Below are 17970 nucleotides of genomic sequence, written 5' to 3'. Positions count from 1 at the left end.
CAAGGCTTTCAATGACTCGAATCTTGCTGAACGCCTTAAGGAAAACCCGGAAGAAGAAAATCTCTTGTGAAAGAATATTTCCACTGCGGATAATAAACAACTACATGTATAAATTATGGATGTGTCGTGATCAATACAATTGCGACACATCCTTTTAGATTACAACATTAATGACCCCATCAGAACGAATCAAAGAGCTGAGAGAACAGCTCAACCGCCACAACCGACTCTATTATGTAGAGAATGCGCCCGAGATAGATGACCGCCAATATGACATGCTCATGAAAGAGCTTGAAAAGCTTGAGCATGACAATCCGGATCTCGATGATCCGCTGTCACCAAGTCATCGTGTGGGCTCGGACCTTTCCAAAGGATTCACCAGGTAACGCATTCACGCCCCATGCTGTCGCTCGGGAACACATATTCTCTGGAGGAGGTGAACGACTGGATCGACCGATGCAATGATTCGCTCGGAAACTCGGGAGGACTGCTGTCGGTCCCTCTGGTGGGAGAGATGAAATATGACGGCACAAGCATCTCGCTTACCTATGAACATGGCAGACTTGTGCGTGCCGTGACACGTGGCGACGGAGAAAAAGGTGACGATGTCACTCTCAATGTCAAGACTATACGAAGCATACCTTTGGTACTTCCGACCGGTGACTGGCCTGAGACATTCGAGATACGCGGCGAGATCGTGCTCCCCTGGAAAGAGTTTGACAGGCTCAATGAGGAACGCGCATTCAATGAAGAACCTCTTTTCGCAAATCCGCGAAACGCTGCCGCAGGGACACTCAAGATGCTCGACTCATCAATCGTTGCAAAACGCGGGCTTGACGCTTACTTCTACTACTGCTGTCGGATGAACTCCCTGTCGACAACCATTACGAAAACATGCTTAAGGCACGGGAATGGGGCTTCAAGGTAAGCGACGTGATGACTCTTCTACACAGCGCGCAGGAGGTCGATGACTTCATAAACAGATGGATATCGAACGGCGTAATCTTCCGGTTGCAACGGATGGTCTTGTGTTCAAGGTCAATAATCTGCGCCAGCAACTCAATCTCGGATACACAGCCAAATCCCCAAGATGGGCCATAGCCTACAAGTTTGCCGCCGAGAGAGCCCAGACACGGCTCAGAGAGGTGTCGTTTGAGGGTAGGACGTATGGGGGTGATCACTCCGGTAGCAAATCTTGATCCGGTCCTTCTATCAGGCACAATAGTAAAGCGCGCATCGCTCCACAACGAGGACATAGTCAAGAACCTTGACATCCACGAGCATGACATGCTATATGTGGAAAAAGGCGGCGAGATAATCCCCAAGATCACAGGTGTAGATACAGACGCCCGCGAAGCAGGAAGCAGACCGGTGGAATTTGTGACACATTGCCCGACTGCGGCACTCGGCTTATAAGAATTCCGGGAGAGGCCGCATGGCTGTGTCCTAACAAATATGGGTGCCGCCCACAGATAATAGGCCGTCTGGAGCACTTCGTGGGGCGCAATATGATGGATATCGAAGGCGTCGGCGACGAAAACTGTTCGCTGCTATATGACGCAGGACTTGTAAAGGACATAGCCGATTTCTATACACTGACCACACCGGCTCTCAGGGAACTGGACCGAGTGGGCCCGCGCACTGCCGACAGGATTCTTGAAGGAGTGGAAGCCTCAAAATCAGTCACATTCGACCGTGTGCTGTATGCCTTGTCAATCCCTATGTTGGAGCCACCCTGTCAAGAAAGGTAGCGCGAGCCGCAAAGAACATAGATGCCATCATGTCAATGAGCCGAAGAGCTTATAGCCATCGACGATGTGGGACCGCGAATCGCTGACTCGATTATAGAGCATTTCGCCTACCAACCCAACCGTGTACTTGTAGAAAGGCTGCGTGAGGCAGGAGTGCAGATGAGCATGCCTGAAGAGGATACCTCCGACCACACTACAATCCTTGATGGTAAGAGCATAGTTATAAGCGGCGTGTTCGCATTGCATTCCAGGGATGAATATAAGGCACTCATCGAAAAGAACGGAGGCAAAAACGTAGGATCAATCTCAAAAAAGACTGACTATGTACTTGCCGGGGACAATATGGGTCCATCCAAACTGGAAAAAGCCCAAAAGCTCGGAATCCGATCATCAACGAGAGCCAGTTCCTTGAAATGATCGGCCAAGCATAAAACGGCAACATATATTATAAAGCGTCAGCGGTATGGGTAAGGCTGTTAGCCATTCCATACCGCTGACGGCTTTTATTTATCAAACAATATTACTTCACAGCCTTGAAGCTCATATCAAGTCCCTTGACAGAATGAGTGAGGGCACCCACTGATATGAAGTCCACTCCACATTCACCATATTCACGGAGAGTGTCGAGAGTTATACCTCCTGACGACTCCACTTCGGTGCGACCATTGATAAGCTTCACCGCTTCCAGAGTACGCTCAGGAGTAAAATTATCAAGCATAATGCGATCGACCTGAGCATCAAGAGCCTGGTTGATCTCATCGGTGTTACGCACCTCTACCTCAATTTTCAGATCCTTGCCTTAGCCTTGCAATAATCCTTAGCCGCCTTCACAGCCTGAGGAATGCCTCCGGCAAAGTCAATATGATTATCCTTGATAAGAATCATGTCAAAGAGGCCTATACGGTGGTTGCATCCTCCGCCGATACGTACAGCCTCCTTTTCGAGCATACGCATACCGGGAGTGGTCTTGCGAGTGTCAAGCACTTTAGTCTTTAACCCCTCAAGACGCTGCTGATACTTTGCAGTCTGGGTGGCAATACCGCTCATACGCTGCATGATGTTGAGCATCACACGCTCGGTCTGAAGGAGCGAGCGCACTTTGCCCTCCACCTCAAATGCTACATCGCCAGGCTTCACATGCATACCGTCATTGATGTAGACTGTCATATTAAGCTGGGGTCGAATTTCTCAAACACTTTTCGGGCTATTTCGACACCGGCGATTATGCCCTCTTCCTTCACAATGAGACGCTGTACTCCACGCTCAGTATCGGGGATAGTGCTTAAAGTAGTGTGATCACCGTCGCCCACATCCTCGGCGAATGCCAAGGTGAGCAGATCATCGATAAGTTGGTCGGTTGTTTTCATATTTTTTGATTAACTTTGAAGCATGAAAATAGTATTGATAGCTGTGGGAGGACATCCACACAATATATCGCTGATGCCACAAGCGAATTCCTCAAACGAGTGAACCGGTATGCACCGATGGACATTGTCATCATACCTGATCTGAAATCCACCCGCGGTATCACAGAAGAGGTCCAGAAACAGAAGGAGGGAGCCGGAATAATGGCTTCACTTCAACCGGGCGACCATGTGTGCCTGCTTGATGAGCGCGGCATTGAAATGACTTCAAGGGAATTCGCCACCATGATCGACCGCCGAATGAACCAGGGGTTAAAAAAGACTCGTTTTCGTTATCGGCGGACCTTACGGATTCTCGCAGGAGGTGTACTCCCGGGCTGACAGTAAAATGTCGCTTTCACGAATGACATTCACCCACGAAATGGTGAGGCTGTTCTTTGTCGAGCAAGTGTACCGGGCAATGACCATACTGCGAGGAGAGCCGTATCATCATGACTGACATGTGGGTATAAAAGGCGAGAAAGCCTTTCATAGGTCATTTCTTTATCCCGCCTTTCACTCCGCCTTTGACGCCTCCGGAGAGGGAGAATATATTCTGGTCGTAGCTCACGGTTTTCTGCCTTGCTCACGCTTACGCTTAAGAGCGAGCTTGACAAGTGTATCCATAAGAGCATCAAACGACAAGCCTGTAGCTTCCCAAAGATAGAAAGAAAGAGACCCCGGAATAGTGTTTATCTCATTGACAAAAATCTCCTTGGTGTCATCGTCAATGATAAAGTCAATCCTGCTCACACCATGGCAACCGAGCACTCGGAATGTCTCACCGGCAAGGAAGCGGATGCGTTCGGTCATCCCGGCTGGGAGATCGGCTGGGATACGTTTCTGCGATGCCTGCATACCTTTGGCTCCCTTCGTTCCGCCCATGTACTTGTCCTCATACGAGAGGATCTCAGCACTCTTGATTGGCTCTTCGAGCACAGATGAGCGATATTCGTCACAATCACCGAGCACCGAACAGTTGATTTCCTTAAGATTGTCGACCATATGCTCCACAATGATACGTGAAGAATATTTCTCTGCAATCTCAATCTTCCCGATCAGCTGCTCGCGATTTGCAGCACGACCTATGCCCACACTCGATCCGAGATTGGCAGGCTTGACAATTACAGGATAACCGATCTTATCTTCAATCCGGGCGATCAGCTCATCACGTTTCTTGAACCACTCCTTGTCAGTGAACCACACATAATCGATCACAGGGACACCACACTCCCGAAGAATCATCTTCATGGTGATCTTATCCATACCGTTGGCACTTGCAAGAGTGTTGCATCCTGCATACGGAATACCTATGGTCTCAAGAACCCCTTCAAAGATTCCATCCTCGACGTTGGAGCCATGAAGCACAGGGATCACAACATCAAGCGTGGTAAGCACAGCCGATCCGAACATCGGTTTCTTCACCCGGTAGAGATTGTAATCGCCATATGACGGCTCCATATACACCTGGGTGCACTTGGCAAGAAGCGATGGAATATCACGATAATTAGCCACATCAAAAAGAGCGTCACCTGTGTAGAAACGTCCCTGCTTGGAGATGTATATAGGTGTGACATCATACTTGTCACGATTGATGGCGTGCATTGCCTGCGATGCCGATATCACCGAGATCTCATGTTCGGTGGAACGGCCGCCGAAGAATACTCCTATATTGGTTTTCATAATTTATTCAGCCCATGGCTGAGGATTATATGTTTATTTATCTTTGGAAATTTAAGCTACTTGAAGGTGTCAGGAAGATCATTCTCATAAAGCACCGTGTCACCTGGACGGAGAATGGAACCCAACAGACTCTGTGAGTCAAGGAATGTAGGAACAGTGTGGACCTCAGTCGCCGACGATGCATCTTTCTCTTTACTTTCATTGATGCCGTCGACTATTGCTTCCCTGTTGTATTCACCCACGACAATGGCAATGTCAGCTGATGCAGCAATCTTTTGCCCGAAATTACGGTTCAGCTCCTCCTGCCTGTCACCAAGCTCAATCATACCAGGAGTGACCACAATACGCCTTCCCTGTGTCATCATTGCGAGCACATCGAGAGCCATTGAGGATCCGGTGGGATTGGAATTGAACGCGTCGTCAATAATGGTGACTCCTCCGGGGGTACGTTTCATGTTCAGGCGATGTTCCACTTGCTCTATCTGTCCCACAGCATATCTTATCTTATCCTCAGGTACACCAAGACGCATGGCGACAATGACTGCCGCAAGGAGATTGCTCACGTTGCACTCCCCTACCAGACGCGTGGAGAATTCCAGAGACGCACCCTGAGGTGTCCTTACAGTGAATTGCGTCCCGGCAGGTGTATAAGTGATGTCAGTGGCAACATAACCTGCATTACCAGGATTGGACACTGCATAACGCACACACTCCACATTGCTTACCGGACGATTTGCCACATATGGGAAATCATCATTGATGACAGCAAGACCTCCGTCGGAAGGGAGCGAGTCAATAAGCTCAAACTTGGTACGCTGCACATTCTCTATGCTCTTGAACGATTCAAGATGCTGCTCGCCGACTGCTGTCACAATCCCCACAGAAGGATGAACAAGGTCGCAAATCTCTTTGATATCCCCTATCTGCTTGGCACCCATCTCAACGATAAACACCTCGTTGTAAGGCTTCAGGTATTCGCGCACAGTACGTATCACACCATTGTTGTGTTATAGCTTCCGGGAGTCATCATGACATCGAAATGCTCGGAGAGTATCCTGTTAAGATAATGCTTGGTGGAAGTCTTGCCGTAACTTCCTGTCACTCCTATTATCTTCAGGTCAGGCATTGAGCGCAGAATCCGTTCGGCATCCTTGTAATAACGTTGTTGATATGCTTCTCCACCGGCTTGAGAAGCCAGTTGGCTGACATTGAGAAAAGATGAGAGAAGCAGAACACACAGAGCGATGCCACTGCCGCATATTCGAATCCTTTACCGTACTTCCACCCTACAATTCCGGTCGACACAACAATCACAACCGCAAGGATAAGCATCACCGAGAAAATACGCCAAGCCCTGTTGGTCATCACAAGCGGCTTCTTGTACCTGCGTCTGACAAGGATAATAACATTGACGGCTGAGACAAATGCTATAAGCGACATCGACACTACAGGCACTGATAGTGTCGACATTGATGCGAGAACCACAGCTCCACTCACAAGACGCATGGCAGAGGTGGTGTCCTGCGAAGCACGCAGCCAACGGCTGTAACGTTCGTTGCGGTAGGAGTTCTGCTGAAGCATCATAAGATCACGCCTAAACTCCACGAAAAAACAGGCTATGGCGAGAAGAGCAGCAATTGCGCTTAGGATTGTTTCATGTCTTTTCCTTAATACTTATGACTAAAATCTATACTATTTTTTTGCAATCTCTCCAAGAAAACTCCTCAGGACTGCGGCGAATTGAACCGGATTATCAAGGAAGCTGTAATGACCGCATCCCGGAACGAAACAAGTCCGGCATCGGGTATCAGACGCTCCATGGTGCGGGCATCAGACAGCGGTGTGGCTGTGTCATTCTCGCCCCATACAAGCAGCACAGGAACCTTGACGAGCGGAAGACGGTCAGTAAGGTCCTCATTAACGACACGTGACAGTATGCGACGCATCATCGGTGAAGCAGAGGCATAGTCACTCGACCCGGCTTTGGCACGGCGTGCATCAAGTTTCAGCTCAGCCTTTGACTTGCCATATATGAGATACATCATCCGCTTTATAGCCTTGAAAGTATACACTTTCCGATAATAACTGAACGAACGTCTGGGCTTTATCCCGGCTGCATCCACAAGTATCATAGCCTTGACTCGGGATGACGAGAGGCATAAAGAATGCCTACACGTCCACCGAAAGAGTGACCTAACAGCACAGGATTCCTGATGCCGAGAGCCTCGATGAATTCCTCCATGGCACAGGTGTAATCCTCCACCCCCCATACCGCACAAGGCTCTTCAGATTTGCCGAACCTTGAAAATCCACATTGACAACGCGATATCCGGACTTAAGAGCAACACTCTCCACCGAAGCCAAAGTGGTGTGGTCACACCCCATCCGTGCATAAGGATGATGGTCGGCTCCCAAACACCGCGGTCAGATGTCACGACGGTCGCCGCAGGACCTCCGGAGGGACGGTTGTCGGTATAATGGAAGCGCAATGAACGTATTGTTATGTCCTTTTCCATAATCGACAACAAAATTATAAAAATCCGCCACGTTATGCAAAAAAAATAGAGTACAGAGTTTAGAAGTGCCGAAGCACATGTACAGGTTTTATCAAACAGTATTCTCATCTTACAAGCCTGTATATTTCCGATGTTAGAGGTCGCCCTGTACATGGGTCAGTGAGAGTGAGGCTGCGGAGCTGATAATAATAGTACCAGTACTGGAATAACTGATTGATATAATCGCAACGTGATTCATCATTCCTGATATGTGAATCATTGAGATCAAGTACCGACAACTTACCTATCATGAATGTCTCCACATTGGCGGAATAGCGTCGGCCGGCTGTCTCACCAGCCTTAGAAGCTATCGCCACTTGCTCGCGCTGGTTGTTGTGATCGCTCCACAAGCACGAATATATCCTGACTGAAATCGAGAGATTCCCTGACATGTTTCACAATCTCTTTTCCGGAAATATAATAAGCCGCTATATCGCGGTCCATCCGCCGTCAGCGGCAATTATCTGACCTGTGATATACTTCGCTCCATCCGATACGAGGAAGAGACACAGCGGGGCTATGTCGTCAGGATTGCCCATACGTTTCATGGGACAACGGTGATTATAGTTCCTTACGAATTCCTCACGCTGGTGATCCCATATGCCGCCCGGGCATACGCAGTTGACTCGGATACCGTATTTCCCCAAATAGGATGCCATATATGCGTGTGAAATTTATTATTCCACCCTTTATGGCGCAATATTCCACAGGGGATGTGCCTCCGTAGTCCTCATAGATCGTGAAATCATTGCCTACGATACCGTAAATGGAACCGAAATTGACTATAGAGCCGTAGCCCTGACGCTCCATCACGAGCGACACCTGACGATCGATGTAGAACACAGAGTTCAGCTGCAATCTCACATTCTCCTCCCAGTGCTCAAACGGCGTATCCTCAAACCGGTATCTCCCCCAATCCTTGGTGTGTGGATATGCAGCATTGATGAGTCCGTCGATACGTCCGTAATTATTGACTGTAAACTCTATCAGACCGTCAATAGACTCATTCGATCCCATGTCAAGTCCATAAGTGCCTTTATCGCATCTGTCTCACAGTCTCACAGAGATATCGGCATCCACCACTCTTGCTCCGTGGTCATTCAATTCCCTGACTATCTCGCGCCTATCAGGCCGCGTCCGCCTGTAACTATGATTACTTTATCTTTCAGATTCATCGTCCAAACATATTTTAAGCACACTGAGAGCATCACCCACAGTGTTAAAGGATTCTTTCTTATTGTTTCTTACAAGATCTGCAAAATATCTTAACTGCGCCTCGTACGTATCAAGTATTGAATCATCCGACCGGAACAACACTTGACCGTCGGATGTCCGGACGACCATATTCCGGGCGAGATCACATAACCATGTCTCGTCCTCCCATACAATCTCCAAAGTCCGTTTATAGTCACGCCGATAGTAATTCAACACCACACTCGCACAGAAGTTGCCGTAGTCCATTGTATAGTTGGCATAGTCCACGGCTCTAATGCCAAGAGAGGAACCGTTCCTAAGGACCTTGACGACGCTTTCCGGTATGCCAAATATCCAGTAAAGGTAATCAATCTCATGAATAAGATCAATATTGACACCTCCACCCATCTCCGGGACAGATGAATACACCTTCCGGAAATCGGCATCCTTACGCCATTCTGGCAGATAGGACCCGCAATATACGTTCACCTCATTGACTGCCACTCCACGTGTCTCTACGGCGTTCTTGATGAAACGGATGGAATCAAGAAAACGAAGATTGCACGCAACATAGGTCAATACACCTGACGACATGAGCTCTCGCACAACAGATTCGCATTCAAGCGTATGATGCACAGGCTTCTCTATAAAAAGAGGACAATCCAATTCTCGTGCAGCCATAAGCGACCTTAGATGCTCGGAAGTAGGAGTGGATATGATTGCGAAATCTATCTTTGTCCCCTTTATCGCAGAGATGTCATATATATCACGCACACCATCACAGGATGGTGCTCCAATGGATGAGCGCAGAGCCAGGATCTCTGCTTCCGGATCAATATTCCTCAGGGCTGCGATGTGCTTACGTGCAATTGAGCCTAAGCCTATTACGAGCACCCTCATCGTCACAACTCTATTTTACCTGTCTCTATAAGATAGGCGAGGTAATCATAATCGGACGGTTCGTCAAGATCGAAACACACATGGTCCATAACATAAAACAATGACTTATCAGTCACGGCTCTGGGATGCTCACACATCAGTGCCTCGGGACGGTATACATAGATCGACGCGTTCATATCATATACCTTCGGAGCACTTTGGCGCGTGGTGTATTTTCCTCCAAGCACCACTTGGCAATATCCATTCCCATCTTCCTGGACCTGATTGAAATAAGGATTGCGGGCACATGGATTAACCGAAAATATCGTCTTGGCTTCAGGATTGGCAATAATAAGCCTGAGACAGGCCTCAACATCTTCGACCGTACGGATGGGTGACGTCACATCAAGATCTATCACATAGTCGTAATTCCTGCCATAGTGTTCCTGAGCATAGCATAGCACATCACGGATGGCATCAGGCTTACCACAGGTGTCATTCGCAAGATAGTCAGGACGTACATAATCGGTAGAAAGTCCATACTCCCGCGCCACACTCTTGATAGCTTCAGAGTCGGTGGAAAGCACTGTGTCCACACCATTATTCCCATCCGAGTCCTTTTGCGAGGCAAAACGATCGGAAAAACGCCTTGCCGTCTCAACAGAATATGCCAGCAACGGTTTTCCTCCAACCGGTTTTATATTCTTACCGGGAATCCCTTTCGACCCCCTCGCGCACATATGGTAATCAGAATATTCATAATTCATCTATATTTTCTGTAGGAATGCCCAAAAGGCTCATCCCATACAGCTTGCAGGAAACAAAGTTATACACATTCCGGCGATTATGCAAATGTTGGAAATGCAAAACTCAATAACACACATGTACGTTATTATTAGAAACAACCGTTTCAACCATGCCAACCGACACCCCTAACAACACCTGCGACAACACATATGCCGAGCCGCAATGGCAGCTTGGATCTTTGCCTCCGTCTGTATCGCTGTATGTACTTGCGGCACTCGTAGGACTTATCACTGGTGGATGCGCATTTCTGCTTAAATCCATCATCAGATGGCTGTCTATACTGGTTGTCAACCATTTCAGCATTGTCGGTGTCAACTGGGCACTTCTCATTGTGCCACTCGCAGGAATCGTACTCACAGTGGCACTCCAACGCTACGGTTTCAGACGTAATATCGAGCATGGTCTCGATAAGATCGATGCAATGGTGAAACAGAAAATCTGTGATATCCCGGCCACATATACCTATGGTCCGATAATGGCATCCACACTGACCCTTGGATTCGGAGGGTCAGCAGGAGCCGAAGGTCCTATAGCCTCCACCGGAGCAGCACTCGCGAGCCAACTTGGGCGATGGGTGGGACTACCGCCTCGACTGATGATGATAATCATAGGATGCGGCGCAGGAGCAGGAATCGCTGGCATATTCAAGGCACCGATAGGAGGGATGATGTTCACGCTCGAAGTCATGGGGATGTCAATGTCCACTGTATCGATGATAGCTCTGACCATAGCATGTGTCATAGGCGGTATGACAAGCTATGGCCTCACAGGATTCACTCTCGACGTCCCATTGACTCATCCTCAGTACTTCGACCCTCACATGAGCGGATGGATCATTGTGCTGGGTGTGCTCTGCGGCGTATACTCGATATTCTATTACCGGATGGCAGGATGGACCGGCACACTACTTGAAAAGTTACGCTCGCCATGGGTAAGAGCCCTGGTATCCGGCGGCATCCTTTCGGTGCTTGTATTTATGTTCCCATCACTCTATGGCGAGGGATATTCCACAATGGCTAATCTTATCGACGGAGACCTGCACACAATGACCGAATTCTCATTCTGGCACAAGCAAGGAATGCCCACTGTTGAGACTGTGATGATAGTGTGTGGTGCGGTTGCAGCTGTGAAGGGTGTAGCATGTGCAGCCACTAACAGCGGAGGCGGTGTGGCAGGAGACTTTGCCCCACCCTTTTTGCAGGGTGTATGGCAGGATTCTTTTTCGGTGGACTGCTCAACCATCTTTTCGGGCTTCAACTGCCTCTCGGCAACTGCGCACTTATAGCAATGGCGGGCACTATGGCGGGAATAATCCAGGCTCCGCTCATGTCAATGTTCATTGTAGTGGAGATGACCGGATATTATGGAATGATGTTTCCTGTGGTCATATGCTCCGTGGTATCATATGCCACAGTATGGTGCCTGTCAATCCGGAATAAAAGATAAGGCACAGATAATAAATATATCGGGACAGACCGCCACTGACCCGGTCTGTCCCGATTGATTATTGCTGAGACTGCTGAACGTTAAGAGAGATTTTTCAGCAAGATTGTACGAAAAAATCTAACCTTTAATTATATCTGATATATGATTAGGTTTGTACTAATCCTGTGTCCAGCGTTAAGTATTCTATTCATCAGCCTGGCTCTTCTCGGCGTACTCCTTGAGAAGCTTGTCCTGAACATCGGAAGGAACAAGTTCATAGGATGCGAACTTCATGGTGAATGCCGAACGCCCGCCTGTGATCGATGACAGAGCTGTAGAGTAACTGCCCATTTCCTTGAGAGGAACTTTAGCAATAATCTTCTCAAAACCGTTATCACTTTCCATGCCCATGATTATGGCTCGACGTCCCTGAAGATCGCTCATCACATCGCCCATCACATCACCCGGCACCATAACCTCCACATCATAGATAGGTTCAAGTACCTTAGGATTGGCATTGCGGAATGCTTCGGAGAAAGCGTTGCGGCCTGCCAGACGGAAAGAGATCTCATTTGAGTCAACAGGATGCATCTTGCCGTCGTAGATACATACTCTTACATCACGGCATAGCTACCTGTCAGCGGACCCTGTTCCATACGGTCCATAAGCCCCTTGACTATGGCAGGAATAAACCGGGCATCAATGGCACCACCAACAATACAGTTGTGGACCACAAGTTTGCCACCCCATGACAGAGGTATCTCCTGAGTGTCACGTACACTCATCTTGAATTCCTGACTGCCGAACTTATATGTGTCAGGAGCAGGCATTCCCTCTGTATAAGGCTCAATGATGAGATGTACTTCACCAAACTGACCTGCACCACCGCTCTGCTTCTTGTGACGATAGTCGGCACGTGCTGCCTTGGTGATGGTCTCACGATAAGGTATGCGCGGCTCCTCAAACATGATCGGGAGCTTATCGTTGTTCTCCACACGCCACTTGAGAGTGCGCAGATGGAACTCGCCCTGACCTGAAAGAATAGTCTGTTTCAGTTCCTTACTCTGCTCGACAACCCATGTGGGATCCTCTTCATGCATACGGGTAAGAATAGTCATCAGTTTCTCGGCATCACTTTCAGTGACAGGACGGATAGCCCGGCGATACTTAGGTTCGGGATAACGGATGAAATCGAAACGATAATCGCAATCCTTGGCATCAAGAGTGTTGCCGGTGCGCACATCCTTAAGCTTGACCGTAGCTCCGATGTCGCCGGCACAGAGCTTATCCACCTGAGACTTAATGCCTCCGCACACACAATAGAGCTGCGCGATACGTTCTTTCGAGCCTCGTGTCACGTTGTCAAGATCGACACCTGGAGTAAGCGTACCCGACATCACCTTGAAATAGCTGACCTCACCGATATGAGGCTCCACAGTCGTCTTGAAGAAATATAATGAAAGAGGTGCATTGCTGTCAGGCTTGACCTCGACATTGTCTGTAGTTACCGGAGCAGGCATATCATTGACAAAAGGCACCACATTGCCAAGGAATTCCATCATACGCCTCACACCCATGTCCTTAGCTGCACTTACGCAGAACACAGGGTAGATCGAACGGTCCACAAGACCTTTACGGATGCCTGCACGCATCTCATCCTCGGTAAGATGTCCCTCTTCAAAGAACTTATCCATCAGGGTCTCGTCATTCTCGGCAGCAGCCTCGACAAGAGCCTGATGAAGTTCACGGGCATGCTCCATCTGATCGGCAGGGATCTCCTCTATAGTGGGGACACCGCCGTCAGGACCCCAGGAGTATTTTTTCATAAGCAGAACGTCGATCATAGCATTGAAGCCGGCTCCGCACTGAATCGGATACTGCACAGTCACGACCTTATTGCCGAAATGCTCACGCATCTCTTCGATCACGTTTTCATAATCCGCTTTCTCACCATCAAGCTGATTGAGAGCGAATATCACAGGTTTCTTGAGTTTCTGAGTTGTGCGGAATATATTCTGTGTGCCCACCTCCACACCATATTGGGCATTAATGAGAATGACACCGGTGTCTGTGACGTTAAGAGCTGTGATGGCGTTACCCACGAAGTCATCGGCTCCAGGGCAGTCAATCACATTGAGTTTCTTGCCGAGAAATTCAGCATAGAACACAGTAGAGAATACCGAATAGCCATATTCCTTCTCAACCGGGAAAGAATCGGATACGGTGTTGCCCGCTTCAACGGTGCCACGACGTTTTATCACTCCACACTCGTAAAGCATAGCTTCAGCGAGCGTGGTTTTACCCGAGCCCTTGCTTCCGAGAAGGGCAATGTTTTTAATCTCGTTGGTTTGATAGACTTTCATATTCTCCTGAGATGTCGTTGTGGTAAATAATAATTAAAGAATATGCTTTAAGCAAATAATTAAAGCGTCCGCAAATTAGTGATATTTTTCTACAATCTATCACTTTTGCCATGTGTTTTAAAACATAATTGCACAAAACAACAAGAATTCGTCCCGAATTTGGTTAGTTCATTCAGTTTTGTTAAATTTGAGGGTTATTTACCAATCTTCATTTCACAACAATGGCAAAACGTTACGTAGTGGGCATAGATATAGGCGGCACCCACACCGTATTCGGCATCGTGGATACAGACGGACACATCGTAGCCTGCGACAAGATAATGACAGGCGAATATCCTGAATTGTCCGACTATATCTCATCACTCGCCAAAGCTGTCACTGAACAGATTTCAGCCAACGGCCTGGAAGGACAGATCGAAGGCATAGGCATCGGAGCACCGGCAGTAAATCACAATACTGGAGTGATCGAGGGAGCTGTAGATCTTCCATGGCCATCACCCATCCCGCTCAAAGAGATGATGGAAAGTGCCACCGGACTCCCTGTATCAGCCACCAACGACGCTAACGCGGCAGCTATAGGCGAACAGATATACGGTGCAGGAAGAGGTCTGTCAGACTTCATAATCCTTACTCTCGGAACCGGAATCGGGAGCGGCATTGTCAGTGACGGACATCTCGTGCACGGACACCGCGGACTCGCTGGAGAACTTGGTCACACCATCATACGTCCCGGAGGACGCCAATGCAGCTGCGGGCGCAAAGGATGCCTTGAGACTTATGCATCCGCCAGAGGGATAGTGCATACTGCCATCGAAATGATCGCAGAATTCCCCGACATGAAATCCGTACTGAGTGAAATCCCTCCAAAGGACCTATGCTCGGCAGATATAGGCAATGCGGCCGCCAACGGTGATCAGCTTGCCATACGTGTGCTCAAATATACAGGTGAGATTCTCGGAGAAGCTTGCGCCAATTTCTGTGCCTATTCATCCCCTCAGGCAATAGTGTTCTTCGGAGGTGTAACCAAAGCAGGCGACCATCTGATAAACCCCATACGAGAATCTCTCGCAAAGCATATACTTTACATATATAAAGACCAGGTTGAGATCACCACATCACAGCTTCCACACAATGATGCGGCAGTGCTCGGTGCAGCAGCGGCAGCATGGTGAAGACCGCACACCTAACACCACAACAGTGCCTTAATCCGAGACAATAACAAATCTTATCTCTTATATCCAAATTAGTAGTGGTGCGATAAAAATCCAACCACTGTGATTAATATATTAGTATTTAGTCAAATACAAGAGTACATTGATTTTTTGATTTGAATTTGGTTTATTAGTCTTGTTGTTCAGAAGCATCAAGATTATGAATCAAGGAAAGTTCGTGTTCTCCCAAGTCATCGAGTTTATACCGCGCTACTGGTTCGATAAGCTGGTAAAGCAATATAAAGGCGATTGGCATGTAAAGAATCTCACCAGTTACAACCACCTCCTTCATCTGCTCTTTGGTCAATTGACAGGGTGTGATTCACTTAGAGACATTTGTCTATGTTTGGAAGCCCACTCGAAAATCCTATATCACCTCGGTTTTCGCAACACAGTGAACCATACATCATTGTCTCGCGCAAACGAAAGCAGGGATTATCGTATTTTTGAGGGACTTGGGTTTTATCTTATCGGATTGGTTAGACCAATGTATTCAAAGGTTCAACTCTCAGAGATAACCATAGACAACGTAATTTATGCGTTGGACTCCACGACCATATCCACAAGCATAAAACTCGCAGCGTGGGCGTTGGGCAAATACAGCAAGGGGGCAGTTAAAATGCATACTTTGCTTGATTTACGAGGAAGTATACCCACCAACATCCATATCACTGATGGTAAATGGCATGACAGTAACGAACTCGACATGCTCACACCGGAACCATTCGCTTTTTATGTAATGGACAAGGCGTATGTTGACTTCAAGGCACTGTTCAAATTCCATCAGTCGCAGGCATTCTGGGTGTCACGCCCAAAAGAGAACATGAAGTTCACAACCATAGAGCAGTTGGCTATCCCCGATACGACCCCAAGTATCATAGAAGACTCTCGGATTCGTGTCACCGGATACAAGTCCTGCAAGCTCTATCCTGAGGATATGAGATTCGTAAGAGTATATGACATGGACAATGATGCCATTGTTGATTTCATATCCAATAACTTTGAAGTCAGCGCATTGGAAATCACCAATCTTTATCGTCACCGTTGGGATATAGAGGTTTTCTTCAAGTGGATTAAGCAGAACATCGTCGTCAAGAATCTTTGGGGATTCTCCGAAAATGCCGTTAAAGTCCACATTTGGACTGCCATCATAGCCTATCTGACGGTAGCAAGAATAAAAGCCAATTATAACAGCTGCTATTCTATTACCGAGGTGGCGACCTTGATCAGAATCTCTGCCTTGGAGCGTGTCGACCTGCGATGGCTTATGACCAAACAAGACCCATCAACCAATTCAGACCAAAATGTCAAAGAACTCTCTTTATTTGATGATTTTTAAACTAACGCGATTTTTATCGCACCAGTAGTATATCCAAATGAAAAAAATTTTATTCTCAGCTCTTGCCGCATTGGCATTATCAGCCACTACGGCATATGCCGCCGACAAATACATACCGTCCGAAGAGGTAAAGCGTTCTCAAAAAGAATTTTCGGCCGACCGCTTCGGCATATTCATCCACTGGGGCATATACAGCATGTTCGGTCAAGGGGAATGGTATCTCAACTACGGCGTAAAGGCCGACGAATACGCCAAAGCCGCCAAAGGGTTCTACCCTATTGACTTCAATGCCGAAGAATGGGCCCGCGCCATCAAAGGTTCGGGAGCAAAATATATCTGCTTCACATCACGGCACCACGACGGATTCTCCATGTGGGACACAAAGCAAAGCGACTATAATATAGTAAAGTCCACCCCTTTCAAACGTGATATCGTAAAGGAGCTGTCAGAGGCTTGCCAGAAAGAGGACCTCAAACTTCATCTCTACTACTCTCACATCGACTGGACTCGCCCCGACTATCCGCGTGGGCGCACCGGGCTCAGCACCGGACGCGACTCAACTTACTCCGACTGGGACAATTACTACAAGTTCATGAATGCCCAGCTCACAGAGCTTCTTACAAATTACGGACCTATACGTGCCATATGGTTTGACGGAGTATGGGACCACGATCAGGACACAGTGCCTTTCGACTGGCAACTCGGACCTCAGTACGAGATGATACATCGCCTGCAACCGGCATGCCTTGTAGGAAACAACCATCATATCACCCCATTCGAAGGTGAAGATATACAGATATTCGAGAGAGATGCTCCAGGAGAGAATACAGCAGGTCTGTCCGGACAGGAAATAAGCCGGCTTCCGCTTGAGACATGCCAGACCATGAACGGCATGTGGGGCTACAAAGTAATCGACACAAATTATAAAAGCACTACCGAACTGATCCGTTTCCTTGTAAAGACAGCCGGACTCGGAGCCAATCTGCTACTCAATATCGGTCCGCAGCCTAACGGCGAACTTCCAGCAACAGCTCTTGATCGACTTAAGGATATGGGAGAATGGCTGAGTGTCAACGGCGAAACCATCTATGGGACTGAAGGCAGCCCATTTGCCGAACAGTCGTGGGGCACCGCTACCCGCAACGGCGACAGGCTCTTCCTTCATGTCATAAAGCCAGGCACCACCGAGATCATTATTCCGTCTGACCTGAAAGTAAAAAAAGCGGAGACCTTCGCATCCCGCACTCCTGTGGAGACAAAAAAATCCAAAGACGGTACCATCCTCCGAATGGACGCCACTCCCGATGTGCCTGACCATATCATAGAAGTGACTATAAAAAAGTGATATAACAACCGGGTA

General features: G+C 48.0%; 15 protein-coding genes and 5 pseudogenes. 6 read left to right on the top strand and 14 right to left on the bottom strand.

All coding sequences use genetic code 11. The annotated features are described in order from the left end of the window. The first annotated feature begins 170 nt into the window (after nucleotides 1-170). Nucleotides 171-2182: pseudogene (gene ligA, locus EZ315_RS16890) on the top strand (NAD-dependent DNA ligase LigA). A gap of 89 nt (nucleotides 2183-2271) precedes the next feature. On the opposite strand, the pseudogene nadC reads toward ligA, so the two are convergent. After that, a pseudogene (gene nadC, locus EZ315_RS15845) lies at nucleotides 2272-3118 on the bottom strand (carboxylating nicotinate-nucleotide diphosphorylase). A 22-nt stretch (nucleotides 3119-3140) separates the two neighbouring features. Between nadC and rlmH the strand changes: the two are divergent. Beyond that, nucleotides 3141-3614 (top strand): annotated as a pseudogene (rlmH, locus tag EZ315_RS15840) (23S rRNA (pseudouridine(1915)-N(3))-methyltransferase RlmH). A 107-nt stretch (nucleotides 3615-3721) separates the two neighbouring features. Here rlmH and EZ315_RS15835 read toward each other — a convergent pair. The 12 genes from EZ315_RS15835 to EZ315_RS15785 form a co-directional block, all read right to left on the bottom strand. Continuing rightward, on the bottom strand, nucleotides 3722-4837 hold the full coding sequence (locus EZ315_RS15835) for a D-alanine--D-alanine ligase family protein (RefSeq protein WP_242452636.1): 1116 nt from the start codon (nucleotides 4835-4837) through the stop codon (nucleotides 3722-3724). Nucleotides 4838-4893: 56 nt separating this feature from the next. Beyond that, complete coding sequence (locus EZ315_RS16885; protein WP_135472934.1) at nucleotides 4894-5832, bottom strand: Mur ligase family protein; 939 nt, start codon at nucleotides 5830-5832, stop codon at nucleotides 4894-4896. After that, on the bottom strand, nucleotides 5829-5963 hold the full coding sequence (locus EZ315_RS16880; protein WP_135472933.1) for a Mur ligase family protein: 135 nt from the start codon (nucleotides 5961-5963) through the stop codon (nucleotides 5829-5831). The genes EZ315_RS16885 and EZ315_RS16880 overlap by 4 nt, the downstream gene beginning before the upstream one ends. Beyond that, nucleotides 5951-6421: a hypothetical protein gene (locus EZ315_RS15820; protein ID WP_135472932.1), complete on the bottom strand. Its 471-nt coding sequence runs from the start codon at nucleotides 6419-6421 to the stop codon at nucleotides 5951-5953. The genes EZ315_RS16880 and EZ315_RS15820 overlap by 13 nt, the downstream gene beginning before the upstream one ends. Nucleotides 6422-6561: 140 nt before the next feature. Next, nucleotides 6562-6969, bottom strand: coding sequence for an alpha/beta fold hydrolase (locus EZ315_RS15815; RefSeq protein WP_135472931.1), 408 nt, complete (start codon nucleotides 6967-6969; stop codon nucleotides 6562-6564). Beyond that, on the bottom strand, nucleotides 6966-7100 hold the full coding sequence (locus EZ315_RS15810; protein WP_242452635.1) for an alpha/beta fold hydrolase: 135 nt from the start codon (nucleotides 7098-7100) through the stop codon (nucleotides 6966-6968). The genes EZ315_RS15815 and EZ315_RS15810 overlap by 4 nt, the downstream gene beginning before the upstream one ends. 22 nt (nucleotides 7101-7122) lie before the next feature. Further along, a complete protein-coding gene (locus EZ315_RS15805) occupies nucleotides 7123-7353 on the bottom strand; it encodes a hypothetical protein (RefSeq protein ID WP_135472929.1) in 231 nt (76 codons plus the stop codon). 104 nt (nucleotides 7354-7457) lie between these two features. Then, a complete protein-coding gene (locus tag EZ315_RS15800; protein WP_135472928.1) occupies nucleotides 7458-7784 on the bottom strand; it encodes a TolC family protein in 327 nt (108 codons plus the stop codon). Between the two features lie 36 nt (nucleotides 7785-7820). Beyond that, the gene (locus EZ315_RS16945) at nucleotides 7821-8051 is read right to left on the bottom strand and encodes an SDR family oxidoreductase (RefSeq protein ID WP_317129928.1); all 231 of its coding nucleotides are present in this window, start codon (nucleotides 8049-8051) and stop codon (nucleotides 7821-7823) included. Then, nucleotides 7975-8409, bottom strand: coding sequence for an SDR family NAD(P)-dependent oxidoreductase (locus EZ315_RS16940; protein ID WP_317129927.1), 435 nt, complete (start codon nucleotides 8407-8409; stop codon nucleotides 7975-7977). The genes EZ315_RS16945 and EZ315_RS16940 overlap by 77 nt, the downstream gene beginning before the upstream one ends. A 141-nt stretch (nucleotides 8410-8550) precedes the next feature. Next, a complete protein-coding gene (locus EZ315_RS15790) occupies nucleotides 8551-9486 on the bottom strand; it encodes a Gfo/Idh/MocA family protein (protein ID WP_135472548.1) in 936 nt (311 codons plus the stop codon). 2 nt (nucleotides 9487-9488) lie between these two features. Continuing rightward, nucleotides 9489-10232, bottom strand: coding sequence for an acylneuraminate cytidylyltransferase family protein (locus EZ315_RS15785; protein WP_317129926.1), 744 nt, complete (start codon nucleotides 10230-10232; stop codon nucleotides 9489-9491). 149 nt (nucleotides 10233-10381) lie between these two features. On the opposite strand from EZ315_RS15785, the pseudogene EZ315_RS15780 reads away from it, so the two are divergent. Next, nucleotides 10382-11718 (top strand): annotated as a pseudogene (locus EZ315_RS15780) (chloride channel protein). A gap of 183 nt (nucleotides 11719-11901) precedes the next feature. On the opposite strand, the pseudogene EZ315_RS15770 reads toward EZ315_RS15780, so the two are convergent. Continuing rightward, nucleotides 11902-14060: pseudogene (locus EZ315_RS15770) on the bottom strand (elongation factor G). Nucleotides 14061-14281: 221 nt separating this feature from the next. On the opposite strand from EZ315_RS15770, the gene EZ315_RS15765 reads away from it, so the two are divergent. From EZ315_RS15765 to EZ315_RS15755, 3 genes are all read left to right on the top strand, one after another. Further along, nucleotides 14282-15232 carry an ROK family protein gene (locus EZ315_RS15765; RefSeq protein ID WP_135472552.1) on the top strand — a complete coding sequence of 317 codons (951 nt, stop codon included), beginning with the start codon at nucleotides 14282-14284 and terminating at the stop codon, nucleotides 15230-15232. A gap of 199 nt (nucleotides 15233-15431) precedes the next feature. Then, the gene (locus tag EZ315_RS15760) at nucleotides 15432-16610 is read left to right on the top strand and encodes an IS4 family transposase (protein WP_135472553.1); all 1179 of its coding nucleotides are present in this window, start codon (nucleotides 15432-15434) and stop codon (nucleotides 16608-16610) included. A gap of 37 nt (nucleotides 16611-16647) precedes the next feature. After that, entirely contained in the window at nucleotides 16648-17955 is a 1308-nt protein-coding gene (locus tag EZ315_RS15755; protein ID WP_135472554.1) for an alpha-L-fucosidase, read from the top strand. Nucleotides 17956-17970 lie beyond the last annotated feature (15 nt).

It is taken from the genome of Duncaniella freteri (assembly GCF_004766125.1).
In the GTDB taxonomy this organism is placed as follows: Bacteria; Bacteroidota; Bacteroidia; order Bacteroidales; family Muribaculaceae; genus Duncaniella; species Duncaniella freteri.
The sequence above is the reverse complement of the archived record's forward strand: the minus strand, read 5'-3'. Positions and strand labels throughout refer to the sequence as shown.